This is a genomic window from Burkholderia sp. Tr-862 (genome assembly GCF_011753085.1).
GTDB classification, from domain to species: domain Bacteria; phylum Pseudomonadota; class Gammaproteobacteria; order Burkholderiales; family Burkholderiaceae; genus Burkholderia; species Burkholderia ambifaria.
On record NZ_VWWG01000046.1, the window covers coordinates 1 to 14,594 of the forward strand.

General features: G+C 65.0%; 18 protein-coding genes. 9 read left to right on the top strand and 9 right to left on the bottom strand.

Annotated elements, in window-relative coordinates:
• The 3 genes from F3J14_RS35435 to F3J14_RS15335 form a co-directional block, all read left to right on the top strand.
• Positions 1–206, top strand: a 206-nt coding sequence (locus tag F3J14_RS35435; RefSeq protein WP_211080358.1) for a hypothetical protein, incomplete at its 5' end; no start/stop codon positions are given.
• Positions 203–610, top strand: coding sequence for a response regulator (locus F3J14_RS15330; protein WP_166723711.1), 408 nt, complete (start codon positions 203–205; stop codon positions 608–610). The genes F3J14_RS35435 and F3J14_RS15330, both read left to right, overlap by 4 nt.
• 17 nt (positions 611–627) lie before the next feature.
• Positions 628–1,407: a helix-turn-helix domain-containing protein gene (locus tag F3J14_RS15335; protein WP_166723712.1), complete on the top strand. Its 780-nt coding sequence runs from the start codon at positions 628–630 to the stop codon at positions 1,405–1,407.
• 22 nt (positions 1,408–1,429) lie between these two features.
• On the opposite strand, the gene F3J14_RS15340 is transcribed toward F3J14_RS15335, so the two are convergent.
• From F3J14_RS15340 to F3J14_RS15365, 6 genes are all read right to left on the bottom strand, one after another.
• Positions 1,430–1,783, bottom strand: a complete 354-nt coding sequence (locus F3J14_RS15340) for a metal ABC transporter ATPase (RefSeq protein WP_166723713.1) — start codon at positions 1,781–1,783, stop codon at positions 1,430–1,432.
• A gap of 142 nt (positions 1,784–1,925) precedes the next feature.
• Positions 1,926–2,165 (bottom strand): UDP-glucose 4-epimerase, encoded by a 240-nt coding sequence (locus tag F3J14_RS15345; RefSeq protein WP_166723714.1) that lies wholly within the window; start codon positions 2,163–2,165, stop codon positions 1,926–1,928.
• 16 nt (positions 2,166–2,181) lie between these two features.
• On the bottom strand, positions 2,182–2,475 hold the full coding sequence (locus F3J14_RS15350) for a DUF1488 domain-containing protein (RefSeq protein ID WP_166723715.1): 294 nt from the start codon (positions 2,473–2,475) through the stop codon (positions 2,182–2,184).
• A 116-nt stretch (positions 2,476–2,591) separates the two neighbouring features.
• On the bottom strand, positions 2,592–2,990 hold the full coding sequence (locus tag F3J14_RS15355) for a DUF488 family protein (RefSeq protein ID WP_011658771.1): 399 nt from the start codon (positions 2,988–2,990) through the stop codon (positions 2,592–2,594).
• Between the two features lie 130 nt (positions 2,991–3,120).
• Positions 3,121–4,323, bottom strand: coding sequence for an amino acid aminotransferase (locus F3J14_RS15360; protein ID WP_166723716.1), 1,203 nt, complete (start codon positions 4,321–4,323; stop codon positions 3,121–3,123).
• A gap of 43 nt (positions 4,324–4,366) precedes the next feature.
• Positions 4,367–5,752 carry an amino acid permease gene (locus F3J14_RS15365; protein ID WP_166723717.1) on the bottom strand — a complete coding sequence of 462 codons (1,386 nt, stop codon included), beginning with the start codon at positions 5,750–5,752 and terminating at the stop codon, positions 4,367–4,369.
• A 319-nt stretch (positions 5,753–6,071) separates the two neighbouring features.
• Between F3J14_RS15365 and F3J14_RS15370 the strand changes: the two genes are divergently transcribed.
• The 4 genes from F3J14_RS15370 to F3J14_RS15385 all read left to right on the top strand — a co-directional run bounded on the left by F3J14_RS15370 (position 6,072) and on the right by F3J14_RS15385 (position 8,295).
• Positions 6,072–6,545 (top strand): Lrp/AsnC family transcriptional regulator, encoded by a 474-nt coding sequence (locus F3J14_RS15370; protein WP_006759289.1) that lies wholly within the window; start codon positions 6,072–6,074, stop codon positions 6,543–6,545.
• 221 nt (positions 6,546–6,766) lie between these two features.
• On the top strand, positions 6,767–7,327 hold the full coding sequence (locus F3J14_RS35690; RefSeq protein ID WP_247682226.1) for a PAAR domain-containing protein: 561 nt from the start codon (positions 6,767–6,769) through the stop codon (positions 7,325–7,327).
• Positions 7,328–7,330: 3 nt separating this feature from the next.
• Complete coding sequence (locus F3J14_RS15380) at positions 7,331–7,963, top strand: type VI secretion system amidase effector protein Tae4 (protein WP_166723718.1); 633 nt, start codon at positions 7,331–7,333, stop codon at positions 7,961–7,963.
• On the top strand, positions 7,960–8,295 hold the full coding sequence (locus tag F3J14_RS15385) for a hypothetical protein (protein ID WP_166723719.1): 336 nt from the start codon (positions 7,960–7,962) through the stop codon (positions 8,293–8,295). Before F3J14_RS15380 ends, F3J14_RS15385 begins: the two co-directional genes overlap by 4 nt.
• A 49-nt stretch (positions 8,296–8,344) precedes the next feature.
• Here F3J14_RS15385 and F3J14_RS15390 read toward each other — a convergent pair whose 3' ends face one another.
• Positions 8,345–9,253: a DMT family transporter gene (locus F3J14_RS15390; RefSeq protein ID WP_166723720.1), complete on the bottom strand. Its 909-nt coding sequence runs from the start codon at positions 9,251–9,253 to the stop codon at positions 8,345–8,347.
• A gap of 347 nt (positions 9,254–9,600) precedes the next feature.
• Here F3J14_RS15390 and F3J14_RS15395 point away from each other — a divergent pair, with 347 nt between their 5' ends.
• Positions 9,601–11,274: an alkaline phosphatase family protein gene (locus F3J14_RS15395; protein WP_166723721.1), complete on the top strand. Its 1,674-nt coding sequence runs from the start codon at positions 9,601–9,603 to the stop codon at positions 11,272–11,274.
• Positions 11,275–11,385: 111 nt separating this feature from the next.
• Positions 11,386–12,804 (top strand): cytochrome c peroxidase, encoded by a 1,419-nt coding sequence (locus F3J14_RS15400; protein WP_166723722.1) that lies wholly within the window; start codon positions 11,386–11,388, stop codon positions 12,802–12,804.
• A gap of 15 nt (positions 12,805–12,819) precedes the next feature.
• On the opposite strand, the gene F3J14_RS15405 is transcribed toward F3J14_RS15400, so the two are convergent.
• The gene (locus F3J14_RS15405) at positions 12,820–14,079 is read right to left on the bottom strand and encodes a type II toxin-antitoxin system HipA family toxin (protein ID WP_166723723.1); all 1,260 of its coding nucleotides are present in this window, start codon (positions 14,077–14,079) and stop codon (positions 12,820–12,822) included.
• Positions 14,072–14,386 carry a helix-turn-helix transcriptional regulator gene (locus tag F3J14_RS15410; RefSeq protein WP_348771998.1) on the bottom strand — a complete coding sequence of 105 codons (315 nt, stop codon included), beginning with the start codon at positions 14,384–14,386 and terminating at the stop codon, positions 14,072–14,074. The genes F3J14_RS15405 and F3J14_RS15410 overlap by 8 nt, the downstream gene beginning before the upstream one ends.
• Positions 14,387–14,594: the final 208 nt, after the last annotated feature.

Sequence of the window (14,594 nt, forward strand, 5' to 3'; positions counted from 1 at the left end):
TGATTCCACGCGGCGGCACCGGCGGCAACGACGGCGGCGGCCGACAGCCGCCTGCGCGCCGCGCACCCGGCGGCCCGACACAGGCGTCGCCGCCGCTTTCGCACACGCTTGTAGGAAACGCCCTACAACGCGTCGAAGTGGCCTACACAAACTTCCAATTCGGCCGATTTCATTTTCGGCGGCGCAACACGATACTGCCGGCATGAATGCCAGCCTGTCACCTGCCGCCGCGCTCAGGGTGTTCCTCGTCGATCACGCCGTCGCCGTGCGGCAACGGATCGCGCTGCTCGTCGGCGCGATCGGCGGCGTCGTGGTCGTCGGCGAAGCGGAAGACGGCCAGGACGCGTGGACGCACATCCGCAGCAGCCGCGCGGACGTCGTGATCGTCGACCTGCGGCTCGCGGACGGCAGCGGTCTCGACCTGATCGGGATGCTGTCGAAGGCCGCACCGCCCGTCGTCACGATCGTGCTGACGAACCACTCGGCGCTTGCATTCAGAAAGGCATGCGCGGCGGCCGGAGCCGATTATTTCTTCGACAAGACCGCCGAATTCGACGCCGCATGCCGCGTCATCGAATCCCTGGTGCACGCTCGCGCGCACCAACCCTGATCGAGCCGGAGAGATTCATGTCTACCGTCACCGCCTTCGCCACTGCCCCACCCGTCGCGGTTCGGCCACCGATTCCGCTTCACGCGGTCGCACGCGCCGACACCGCCAAACATCCGGCCGCGCGCTGCTCCGTCTGCGCGATGCGCTCGATGTGCCTGCCGCCCGACCTCACCGCGGACGAATACGGCCGCCTCGACGCGATCATCTGCTCGACCCGGCACGTTCGCCAGGGCGACGCGCTGTTCCGCACCGACGACCCGTTCCAGAGCATCTATGCGGTGCGCGCGGGCTCGTTCAAGACGGTGATGATGCATCGCGACGGCCGCGAGCACGTGAACGGCTTCCAGATCGCCGGTGAAACGCTCGGCATGGACGGCATCGGCAACGGCCGGCACTGCTGCGACGCGATCGCGCTCGAAGACAGCGTCGTGTGCATCATCCCGTTCGGCGCGCTCGAAGCGGCATGCCGCGAAATGAAATCGATGCAGCATTTTCTCTATCAGATGCTGAGCAGCGAGATCGTCCGCGAATCGAGCCAGATGCTGCTGCTCGGCACGATGTCGGCCGAGCAGCGCGTCGCGCATTTCCTGCTGAACCTGTCGTCGCGCTTCGAGGCGCGCGGTTATTCGGCATCGGAATTCAACCTGCGGATGACGCGCGAGGAAATCGGCTGCTATCTCGGCATGAAGCTCGAAACCGTCAGCCGGATGTTCTCGCGGTTCCATCGGGAGTCGCTCGTCGAAACGCGCGGTAAGCGCGTGCGGATCATCGACGCGCAGGCGCTCGCCCAGGTCTGACGGACCGCGCGCGCGGCAAGCATCATTTCGCGGCGGCGCCCGTCTCGACCGCACGCGACGCGACCGCTTCAGGTTCGTCCGCCTGCCAGGCGGACAACGCCTGTTCGGCTTGCGCGAACGCGCGGCGTATCGTCTCGTCCACGTCGTCGCCGGTACTGCACGGCAGCGAGGCCGGCGCGCGATCGTGCATGACCAGCTCGAGCCGCACGTCGTAGCTCCGATCGCTGTCGCCGATCGTGCGCGACTCGATCGTCAGCCGGCAATCGTCGAGCCGTGCACGGAATCGTTCGAGCCGCACCAACTGCGCCCCCGCTTCGGCTTCAAGCGCGGCGGACCCCGTGAATCCGACGCAGACGATCTGCATGCCCACGCCCATGGCGCGCCTCCTGACGAGATCGGCGCTCGTCGACCGCGTAGCTGTCACTGTGTGTCCCTGTCCCGCACGCGGCGCGATGCCTGACGCGGCGATCACTGCCCGTGGCGGCGCCACCTGCGCGCAACCATTGGCGCGAGAGGGTTTATACGCTGAATGTCTGCGACGCCTTCATTTCGATCCACGTCATCCCGGCCCGCAGCCCTTCGATCGCCGCCTCGTGCTCGGTGGGATACGCGTGACTGTGCTCGAACGTATGATGAAAGCGTGCCGCTCCCGCGCCGTGCTCGACCGACACACGACAGCGGAACTCGCCGGATTCGCACGGTCGCGTCTCGATTTCGACCGACCAGTCGCGTTCATGAATCGTACCTTGCAGTGTCATGCGCCCTCCTGCGGGATCAGTCTTCGTCGAGCCGGAAATGACCGCTATGCAGCAACACCGGCCGTCCGCCGATTTCTTCGAGCATCCGTCGTGCCATCGCATCGATCGCCGACCGATGCGCTTCGAACGCAGCCAGCAGGTCCCGCTCGAGCAGCGACGGCGCGCCGAAATGGTCTTCCAGCGCTTCGGCTGTGATCGCGCACTGCACGCAGCGGCCATCGACCAGCGCCGAAAACGCGACGACCAGATCGCGTGCGCAATATTCGGGCGGTTCCGGTGGAAAGGCAATCTGCATCTGTCCGCCTGTCATCGTCGTGACGATCCCATGACCTGAGCATAGCCGTCTGCACGGCCGCACGCTTGACCCACGTCAACGGCTTCGCTGCGCCGCACGATGCGGCGCCCCTCGCATGGCCGGACCGGCGTTCAGCCCGCGTCCGCGTCGATCGCCGCACCGCGCTCGGCCAGCAGTTCGCGCAGCACGCCGCGATGGCACCGGCGTTCGTCCTCGCAGTAGCAGCCGATCGAGAACGCGCTCGTCGCCGACAGCGCGGCGAGCAGGTCCAGCACCTTCGGCGCGTCGCCATGCGCCATTTCCGCGCGAAAGCGCCGCGTGAACGCGCGCCATTCGGCGTCGGTTTCGGCAGCCAGCGCCTGCGCGACGAGCTCGGGGCTCGGCGACAGCGTCGGCAACCATACATCATAGTAGTTGCGCGACGCGAATTCCGCCTTGGGTACGCCGCGCGGCGGTCGCCGCACCGTGCCGATCCTCAGGCCCTCGCCGGCCGCGCGCGGCGTGCCGAGCCGTACGATTCGAATGGCCATGCCGCTCCTTCGTCATGCGTTCGAGCTTCCATCGTAGCGCCGCGCCGCCGCCGCGCAACAAAAAACCGGCTGCCTCCGCGAAGGAGACAGCCGGTTTCGGCGAAACGATCGGGCGCCCGGAGGCGTGCGGTCAGACGCCGCTCTTCAGCACCTTGCCGATCGCCTCCGCGACGATGCCGACGTTCGAATCGTTCAGGCCGGCGACGCACATGCGGCCCGAACGCAGGATGTACACGCCGTGCACTTCGCGCAGCGCGTCGACCTGCGATTCGGTCAGGCCCGTGTACGTGAACATCCCGCGCTGCTTCACGTAGCGCGTGAGCGCTTCGCCGCTGACGTGGTCACGCAGGCCGTCGTGGATCGACTGGCGCATCCGCGCGATGCGGCGGCACATCGCGGCGAGCTCTTCTTCCCACTGCTTGCGCAGCGCCGGCGTGTTGAGCACCGTCGCCACGACCTTCGCGCCGTAGGTTTGCGGGTTGCTGTAGTTCGAGCGCACCGCGCCGGCCAACTGGCCCAGCACGCGCTCGGCCGCGGCCGCATCCTCGCAGACGACGCTCAGGCCGCCGACGCGCTCGCCGTACAGCGAGAAATTCTTCGAGAACGAGTTCGCGACGAGCGCCGGCACGCCGCGGCGGGCCAGTTCGCGCACCGCGAACGCATCCGCGTCGAGGCCCGCGCCGAAGCCCTGGTACGCCATGTCGACGAACGGCAGCAGCCCGCGCGCCTCGATCACGTCGATCAGCTTCTCCCACTGGCCTTCGTCGAGATCGACGCCGGTCGGGTTATGGCAGCACGCGTGCAGCAGCACGATGCTGCGCGCCGGCAGCGCGTCGATCGCCGCGAGCATCGCGTCGAACTTCAGGCCGCCCGTCGCTTCGTCGTAGTACGGGTACGTGTTCACCGTGAAGCCGGCCCGCTCGAAGATGAAGCGGTGGTTTTCCCAGCTCGGATCGCTGAGCCACACCTGCGCGTCCGGGAAGTAGCGCTTCAGGAAATCGGCGCCCACCTTCAGCGCCCCCGAGCCGCCGAGCGTCTGCACGGTCGCGATGCGGCCGGCCGCACGCGCCGGGTGATCGGCGCCGAACACGAGTGCCTGCACGGCGTCGCGATACGCGGCGAGGCCGACCATCGGCAGGTAGGGTTTCGGGCCGAGATCGCGCTGCAGCGCGGTTTCGGCTTCGCGCACGGCACCCATCACGGGAATCCGGCCTTCGGCATCGAAATAGATGCCGATGCTCAGGTTGACCTTCTGATCGCGCGGATCTTTCTGGAAGTTCTCGTTGAGCGTCAGGATCGGATCGCCCGGGTACGCGTCGATGTGTTCGAACATGGCTATGTCGGTCTCGTCTGGAAGAATGGTCGTGGTGCCCGTGTCAGCGCGCGGACGCGCCGTCGCGCATCGCGTAGCCCGCATTCTTCTGACGGAAGCGATACCCGATCGCGAGCACCGCGAGCCATACGGGGATCAGGTACACCGACAGGCGGAGATCCGGCGTCAGGTACATCACGACGAGAATGCCGGCCATGAACGCCAGGCACAGGTAATTCGTGAAAGGATAGCCCAGACTGCGGAACGAAGTCTGCTCTCCCGCAATGCGCTTGGCCTGGCGGAACTTCAGGTGGATCAGCGTGATCATCGCCCAGTTGATGATCAGCGCCGACACGACGAGGCCCATCAGCACCTCGAACGCCTTGCCCGGCATGAAGTAGTTGACCAGCACGCACGCGCCGGTCGCGAGCGCCGACGCGCCGAGCGCGGCGAGCGGAATGCCGCGCTTGTTCACCGAGCACAGCACCTTCGGCGCGTTGCCCTGCTTCGCGAGGCCGAACAGCATCCGGCTGTTGCTGTACACGCCGCTGTTGTAGACCGACAGCGCGGCCGTCAGCACGACCACGTTCAGCACGTTCGCGACCAGGTTGCTGCTCAGCGCGTGGAAGATCAGCACGAACGGGCTGCCGCCGGTGACGACCTTTTCCCACGGATACAGCGACAGCAGCACCGCCAGCGCGCCGATGTAGAAAATCAGGATCCGGTAGATCACCTGGTTGGTCGCGCGCGGAATGCTGTGCTTCGGATCGTCGGCCTCGGCCGCGGTGATGCCGATCAGCTCCAGCCCGCCGAACGAGAACATGATCGCCGCCATCGACATCACGAGCCCCGACACGCCGTTCGGGAAGAAGCCGCCGTGCTGCCAGAGGTTCGCGATGCTCGCCTCCGGCCCCGCGTGGCCGCTCGCGAGCAGCCAGCCGCCGAAGCCGATCATCCCGACGATCGCGGCGACCTTGATGATCGAGAACCAGAATTCCGTCTCGCCGTACGACTTCACGCTCGCCAGGTTCAGCAGGTTGATCGCGACGAAGAACACCAGCGCGGACACCCAGGTCGGCACGCCGGGCCACCAGTACTGCACGTAGATCCCGACGGCCGACAGCTCGGCCATGCTGACGAGGATGTACAGCACCCAGTAGTTCCAGCCGGACAGGAAGCCGGTGAAGTGACCGACGTATTTGTCGGCGAAGTAGCTGAACGAGCCGGCCACCGGCTCGTCGACGACCATCTCGCCAAGCTGGCGCATGATGAAGAACGCGACGACGCCAGCCACCGCGTAGCCGAGCAGCACGGACGGGCCGGCCATCTTGATCGTCTGCGCGATGCCGAGGAACAGCCCCGTGCCGAGCGCGCCGCCGAGCGCGATCAGCTGGATGTGCCGGTTCTTCAGCCCCCGCTTCAGGCCGTCCTTCTCGTTTCCAGAAACCATGTCTTCTCCATGTTGCCCGCCTCCGCCGGAAGCGGTGCGGCACGCCTCGGTGTGCCGGGCGTTGTTTTGCTGTGCCGGCGGCCGTTCGTGGAGCCGCCGGGTTGGGGACTGCGATCTTCGCACGGTGACGCCCGATTCCTGCCGGCAGGCCCGCCAGCCCGGCCGCCGACCGTCGTCCTCGCCCGCGTCGCCGCGGCCGCACACGAAAATCCGGCGTCAGTTTAGCGTCGCGACGGCGAAATCGGGTTGCGTAACCCGCTCATGCAAACCCTACATTATGAGATAAAATTGCACCCCGGAGACAGACGAGGAAACAAAAATGCCTGAACCGGTTCTCGATCGCATCGATCGCCACTTGTTGTCGGTATTGCAGGAGAACGGCCGCGCGTCGAACCTCGATCTGGCGAAGGCCGTGGGCCTGTCACCCGCGCAGACGCTGCGGCGCCACCGCCGGCTGGAGGAGATCGGCGCGATCCGCCGCTACGAAACCCGTCTGTGCCCCGATACGCTCGGGTTCGGCGTCACCGCGTTCGTGCACGTGACGATGGAGCGCGGGCATATCCGCGACCTGTCGAAGTTCCAGAAACTCGTGTCGGATCTCGCGCAGATCCAGGAATGTTTCTCGGTGACGGGCGATATCGATTACGTGCTGAAGGTCGTCGCGCACGACCTGAAGGGGCTGTCCACGTTCCTGCTCGAAACGCTGATGCGCATTCCCGGCGTGAGCGGCGTGCATTCGAGCGTGTGTCTCGATGAAATCAAGTGCACGAGTGCGATGCCGTTGGAAAGCTAGCGCCCAGTGCTTCCAACGCGTCACCCGGCAATGCCCCGGCTGTGAACGTCCCCCGGAAATGGTGGGAGCTTGTGCCTCCCTCCATTTCTCGCCCGATATCTTCAATCGACTCGGCGCCCACCATTCGTTGGCGATTTTCACAAAAAATCGTACATATCCAATAGGCAACTTGCTTACTGTCGGCGATCGTCTTTTCTTCCTTAACACACAGGGAATTGACCATGCGCCGAACAGCAGTAAGAGACGGCGATCCGACCACGACTGGCGGATTCGTCATTGCGGTCACGTCCACGATGTTCGACAAAGGCAAGCATGTCGCCATAGACGGAGATGAAGCGACATGTGGTAACTGCGAAGGAGCGTTCAAGATTTTTGGCAGCGCCCAGCGTATGAGTTGCCATGGCCGAAGAGTCGTTCTAAATGGCGACCCGGTTCTTTGCCCATGTGGACAGAACAAGGTCATGGCGGGCGACGACAGCATGATTTTCTATGAAGAAGGCAATGCATCCAGTAATGCACCGGCGATAGGCAGCGCACGGCCCGTTGCCCCGACAGCACAATCGGAAGCGGCGCCTTTCCAATACGACGACAAGATCAAGTGCATGGCGCGTAGGTCAACACTCGCTGGATATCCTTACTACATCGAGACGGCAGACGGCCGCACGTATTCCGGATGCCTTGACTACAGTGGCGCCCTTCCACGCGTTGACACCAAAGCGGCAGCCGGCACTTACGTCGTCCATTGGGGCGACGACGCCATTGCAAAGCAATACGGAGCGTGACTGATGCCGAATCCGCCCACGAAAGTCCGCACCAACAACACGCCGCTCTCTGAAAAAACCGTACAACTCAAAGCACTGACATTTCAGCAGCTTTGGCGCGCATACCCGAAGAAAGACCCATACGACGACCCGACCGGCGAGTACGAAAATCAATGTGCGATCCGGATGAGCGTTACGTTTCATGCGGCCGGGAGCGACATGAAGTCGTTTTCGCAAAAGGTACTGAAGCCGATGCCGGGAAAAGGAACGTTGGGACGGTTGCTCCTCAAGGGCAAAGCAACTGCGACTCGCGCTTATGAACTGGCCGAATGGTTGAAACTCCGCCCATTCCTCGGCCTGGGCAAACCCCAAAACGTCACGGGGCGGGACTGGCAGGACAAGATAAGTGGCCGAACCGGTATCATCTACTTTTTCGGCTACTGGCGACAGGAAGGAGATTCGGCTGACGCCTTGAGTGGCGGACATATCGATCTGTGGAACAAGAACACGCTCACGCCCTCTGCCGCATCATTCTGGCGGTTTCGCCTAGGCGTGCGGTCGATGATTAATCCGCTCGATTATCTTCGGGGCCGACGCGGAAATTGGTACTCGGACCTGGCCGACTCGAAAGAAATCCTTTTCTGGGAAGTTGAATGAAACGACTGGCCGCCACCCTCGGCGGATTCATATGGGGCTTGCTCGCTACCTGGGCATCCCTCTATACGTTCAGCCGTATTCGTTGGCCCGCTACGGCGTCACATTCCAGCGGCTGTAACGACATGGAGCACTGCGCCTCTCACGCCCTATTCATGGTCGGCCTGCTGGCGCTCACCTTGTGGCCCTCGGTCCTCTTTGCCGTAATCAACGCGTTCGCTTATCGGCGCTGGTCGTCGCGCAAATGGGCAACCGTGGTCGTTGTCGCTACGCTGTTTGTCGTGTTTTTTCATCTCGCGAGTTATGCGGCAGGCGCGCTAGGTCTTTTTAGCTAAGTCGGATCACCGGGGCGGCGCAATGCGGCTAGTGCGCCGCCACGCTCCCTCAGGTCGCCTCGAACGCGCTGATCAGCAGCGCCCCGCAAGCAATCACCAGACACCCGCCCGCGCGACGCGGTGTCAGCCGCTCGCCGAGATACACGCGCGCGATCAGCGCCGCGAACACCACGCTCGTTTCGCGCAGCGCCGACACCGGTCCCATCGGCGCGCGATCCATCGCCCAGATCACGATCCCGTACGCGAGGGCCGCGAACACGCCGCCGCACGCGGCCTTCGCCGTTTCGCCGAGATCCTGCGTGAGCCGCAGCGGCCCTGCGCGCAGCCGGTAATACGCGGCCATCAGCAGCCCGGTCAGCACGAACATCCACCCGGTATAGCCGACCGTGCTGCCGCTTTCCCGCACGCCGATCCCGTCGACCACGCTGTACGCGGCGATCGATACGCCGGTCGCGAATGCGGTGAGCAACACGGGCGCCATCCGGTGTGGCGCGCCCCGCCCGCGCTCGAGCCCGATCGCCATGATGCCGGCGCAGATCAGCACGAGTCCGCATTGCGCGCCGGCGTTGAGACGCTCGCCCGCGAACGCGGCCGCGCCCAGCGTGACGAGCAGCGGCGCGGTGCCGCGCGCGACCGGATACGAGACGCTCAGGTCGCCGTGCTCGTACGCGCGCACCAGCAGCAACGTATAGACAACATGGATCACCGCCGACGCGACGACGCAGGCCCAGCTCGCGGGCGTGATCGGCGCGGCGCCCGGCAGGAACAGCAGCGCGAACAGCCCGATCGCGATCTGCAGCACCGTGGCCGAGCGCAGTCGGTCGCCGCTGCTGCGCACGAGCGCATTCCATGACGCATGCAGGAACGCGGCACACAGGACGGCAAGCAGAACGGGGATCGGCACGTTGAACACTCGCTGACGGCTGGCAACGCGAAATCGTCGCCGCGGGCCGATCATCGTATGAATGTGTCACCGGATTGTCAAAAAAGCGCGCTGCACGACCTCGCGGACGGACCGGCCCGCCGCACGCGGCGGACCGACCGGCGCGGCATGCACGGCGACGACCGCGCCCGCGGCCGAATGTGTCGCGCCGGTTGCATCCGCCTATGCCTTTCCGCTTTCTTTCGCGCCGCGTCGCGCCGTAATGGAATCGATACCGCGGCGCAACCGTCGCGAAACCGCTTCGCCCCCATATCTTCATACCGGACTGTTTCAATGCCGGTGCTCCATCACGAGCCCCGCGCCGAACCGAGACGGCGACGGGGCCGCTCTCCACCATCGAAAACCTTACCTGGAGTTTCCCGATGTTCCGTCAAGCCTTGCTCGTCACCGCCTGTGCAGCCGCAGCGCTTGCGCTGTTCGCCTGCGGCGGCAGCGACGATCCGACGTCGACGCCCGCGGTGTCATCGCAGGATGCGCTGCAGACCGCCACGCCGATCAAGCACGTCGTCGTGATCTACGGCGAAAACGTGTCGTTCGACCACTACTTCGGCACCTACCCGAACGCGTCGAACCCGTCCGGCGAACCGGCCTTCACCGCCAAGCCCGGCACGCCGACGGTCAACGGGCTGACGGGCACGCTGCTCACCGCGAACCCGAACTTCACGAACACGGCCAACGGCACCGACGCCGCGAACCCGTTCCGCCTCGACCGCACGCAGGCCGCGACCGCCGACCAGAACCACGCGTACACGGCCGAGCAGCAGGCCGAGGACAACGGCCTCGCCGACCTGTTCCCGAAATACACCGGCAAGGGCTCGTCCGGCGGCGCCGGCGCGTTCGGCACGAAGGGCCAGGTAATGGGCTACTTCGACGGCAACACCGTCACCGCGCTGTGGAACTACGCGCAGCGCTTCGCGATGAGCGACAACGCGTATACGACGGTCTACGGCCCGTCGACGCCGGGTGCGCTGAACGTCGTGTCGGGCCAGACCAACGGGATGCAGATCGTCAAGACGTCGAAGCAGCCGTCGACGCTCGCGGCCACCTCGTACTACATCAACGACGGCCAAGGCGGCTTCACGATGATCAACGACGTCGACCCCGGCTTCGACGTGTGCTCGAGCACGACCGACCAGGCGATGATGAGCGGCAAGAACATCGGCGACCTGCTGAACGCCGCGAAGATCACGTGGGGCGGCTTCATGGGCGGCTTCAACCTGTCGACGACGAACGGCAACGGCACGACCGGCTGTAACCGCAGCACGGTCGCCACCGCCGTGAACGCCGCGACGACCGACTACATCCCGCACCACAACTGGTTCCAGTACTACGCGTCGACCGCGAACCCGCAGCACACGCGTCCGAGCAGCGTTGCGGCGATCGGTTCGAGCGTCCAAGCCGACGGCAAGACGGCTGAACCGGCGAACCACCAGTACGACAGCGACGACTTCTTCGCGGCCGTGAAGGCCGGCAATTTCCCGTCGGTCAGCTTCCTCAAGGCGCCGGCCGCGCAGGATGCGCACGCGGGCTATTCGGATCCGCTCGACGAGCAGGCGTTCGTGACGAAGGTCGTCAACTTCCTGCAGCAGCAGCCGGACTGGCAGAACACGGCCGTGATCGTCACCTATGACGACTCCGACGGCTGGTACGACCACGCCTACACGGCGCCGACCCGCGCGTCGTCCGATGCGGTCGACCAGGTGAACGGCAACGGCGCATGCGGCTCGGGCGGCACCACCGGCGTGAACGGCGGCACCGTGAACGGCCGCTGCGGTCCGGGTGTGCGCATTCCGCTGGTCGTGATCTCGCCGTATGCGAAGCAGAACTACGTCGACCACACGATGATCGACCAGGCGTCCGTCGTGCGCTTCATCGAGGACAACTGGCTCGGCGGCCAGCGCATCGGCGGCGGTTCGTTCGATGCGACGGCGGGCGACCTGCGCGGGCTGTTCGACTTCTCGTCGAAGCCGAATACGGCGCCGCTGTATCTCGATCCGACGCAAGGCACCGTGCTGAGCGCGGCACCGTCGATCTGACCAGTATTGCCTGACCGGTAACAGCAAGCAGCAGCAGGCCGGCGCATCGTGCGCCGGCCGTTTCCATTTAACGCGCCGCCTTTACGCCGCGCCCGACTTTCGACCGCCAGCATGACAGCTCGTCCCGCGTTCCCGTCTCCCGACGCATCCGGCGCCGCCGCGCCGCGCTCCCCTGCCCGCGTGCTGCGCCGCGCGGCGTTCGTGCTCGGCGCGGCCGTGCTCGGCTACGGCGCATTCGCGATCGCGTTTCCGGCCCGTACGCCGGCGGCGATCGGCGACGTCGTCGCCGACTGGACGGGCGCGAATGCGCATCCGGTCGTGCTTCAGCGCCCGGCCGCGCAGCCGCTGTCCGCGGTCGCGCAGCTCGGTCGTGCACTGTTCGCCGATCCGTCGCTGTCGGCATCCGGCAAGCAGTCGTGCGCGTCGTGCCACAGCCCCGATCATGCATACGGGCCGCCGAACGGGCTCGACGTGCAGCCGGGCGGCCTCGCGATGACGCAGCAGGGTTACCGTCCGCCGCCGTCGCTGATGTACCTGTACCGCCAGCCGAATTTCAGCATCGGCCCCGATGCGGGCGAAAACGACGCCGCGCCGAGCGTCGCGCAGCAGGCCGCCTCCGCGGCCGGCGTCGTCAAGGCGCAGAAGGTGGCCGGCACGTCGGCCGCGCCGCAGCTCGTGCCGCAGGGCGGGATGTTCTGGGATGGCCGCGCCGATACGCTGCAGCAGCAGGCGTTCGGACCGCTGCTGAATCCGGTCGAGATGGCGAATGCAAGCATCGACGATGTCGCGCGCAAGCTCGCGCAGTCGTCGCATCGCGCGCAGTTCGAGCAGTTGTTCGGCGCGCGCGTGTTCTCCAGCCCGCAGCTTCTGGTGTCGGAGGCGATGTTCGCGATCGCGCGGTATCAGGTCGAGGATCCGTCGTTCCATCCGTACAACAGCAAGTACGATCGCTGGCTCGAGGGCCGCGCGCGCCTGACGCAGGCCGAGTTGCGCGGGCTGAGGCTCTTCAACGATCCGGACAAGGCGAATTGCGCGGGCTGCCATCTGTCCAAACCCGGCAAGGACGGCCTGCCGCCGATGTTGACCGACTACCAGTACGAAGCGCTCGGCGCGCCGCGCAACCAGGCGCTCGCGCAGAACCGCAACCCGGCGTTCCACGATCTCGGCGTGTGCGGGCCGTTCCGCGAGGACCTGAAGGACCAGACGCAGTATTGCGGGATGTTCCTCACGCCGACGCTGCGCAACGCGGCGACGCGCCAGGTGTTCTTCCACAACGGCGTGTTCCATACGCTCGACCAGGTCATGGCGTTCTACAACGAGCGCAGCATCTCGCCGCAGAAGTTCTATTCGCGCGGCGCGGACGGCAAGGTCGACGAATACGACGATATTCCGCCGAAGTACCGCGCGAACGTCGACGTGACCGATGCGCCGTTCGATCGCAAGCCCGGCGACAAGCCCGCGATGACCGAGCAGGACATCAAGGATATCGTGGCGTTTCTCGGTACGCTGACCGACGAGCCGGCACGCTGAGCAGTCGCCGTTGCACTAACGGAGCAGCGCAACGTTCTCGTCGATCCGACGCTGAATGTACATCAGGGTATCTTCGGTAATGGTCCCCTGATAGTCGCGCCTCGCAATGGCCGACAACCGGCTGGCCACCGAGCACATGCGGTCGATCATGTCCCCGGCCGCCGCGGCGGAAATCTCCGCCTCCTTTGCCAGCCCGAGCAATGCCGCTCGGTCGATCTGCAGGGCCTCGCCCATGACGTCCATCTGGTGATAACCGCCCGGTCCCTCGCAGAAGGTCACGTCGTAGGCCGGCGCGAGCTTCCACTCGCCGGATCGCGCCATGATGTACGCGAAGTTCTTGGGATGATCGTCGCGGTTGTTGAACGCGACGTTGAAGACCGCCCGCTCGAACGCCCGCGCCTTCTCCCGGACATCATTGGTGCACATGTGAGTCGCACGCAGGAAATTCACGTAATCCAGCGCACCCGGCGTTTTGTAATCGGCACCGGTAAACGCGGCAACGCTTTGCATGGGCACGCGCAGACCGTCCCGTCGATCGAAACGCCTGGACGCAAATGCCGCCATCCCGCCAGGCAAATCGAAATGCAATGTGTCCGGGGTCTCGATGCCGCACATGCGCAAGCACTCGGCGTAGACCATCTCGATAGCGCACACCTCGGGATGCTCTTGCCGCGCCGGGAACTTGACCAGCCACGCTTCAAAACCCGCCGCGGCGGCCGTGGTAAAGCTGCCGGAGCGCGGATCGCGATAGACCAGCGCCTTCGGCCTGGCGCCTTGCGGAGAACCGCCGACCTGCAGCAACTGATGAAGGAATGCTCCGCCTTCACCATCGAGGACTTCCTGTACCTCGGCCGCGAGCCGATCCAGAGGAATATTCGGCTGCGGCTCCTGGATCTCGGGCGCGACGGGCTCGAACGACATGGCCCCCATCGCATGGTTGCCAATGTAAGCCAGCCGCTCCAGCGGCCCGATGCGTGCCGCGTTGAGGCCGCGGCGTTTGAACAACCGATCCATCAGCAACATGCCCCATCCGTCGGGCAGCGCGTCATAGACAGGCCCGGGCAGCCCTAGCTGATGGGACGGAAAATCCTTGCGCAGCCTGCTCCCATGCACCGGGAGTGCATAAGACGACAGCTCGAGTCCCCTCTTGCGTGCGTCATCGCTATATTCGAATACGATCAACGGGCGCCCCGTGATGGCCGTCGTCGAGACCAGCGATCCCCACAGCCGGTGCTCCCCCCAGCCGTCGTAGTAGACATCGACCCGCTCAATCATTGCTCGTCGTCCTCTTGACGCGCTGACGTTTGGCGCTCTTTTCATACCGGTGAACGTCTTCCAGGCTATCCAGCTTCGGCAGGAACAGCGCTTCGAGTTCCTTGCTTCGTCCAAGAACCATGGCTACACGAATGACCGTTTCGAGGCTCACATTGCGTCCGGCTTCCAGGTTGGACACGGTATTCGCGCCGACGCCGGCACGCGCGGCCACGTCGGCCTGGGTGAGTTGCAACGCCAAACGCTCCATGCGAAGCCGCTCGCAAAGCAGCGTGACGATTTCATCGGGCTTGCGAAAGCTTAATTCCAACATAGCGTGTCTTATGTCGCCATATGTCACATAACTCACAATATTATAGAGCTAACGCGTTAGCACGCTCAAGAACCATAATTCCCAGACATTGGGTCTTATGGCGAATATTTCCTCACTATCAACAGTGAAACGGAATTAACTCGTGATTGACGTGTGCCCCGTCACATCGCGCCGCGTTCTTGATGATACGGGCGACACGCCGCTT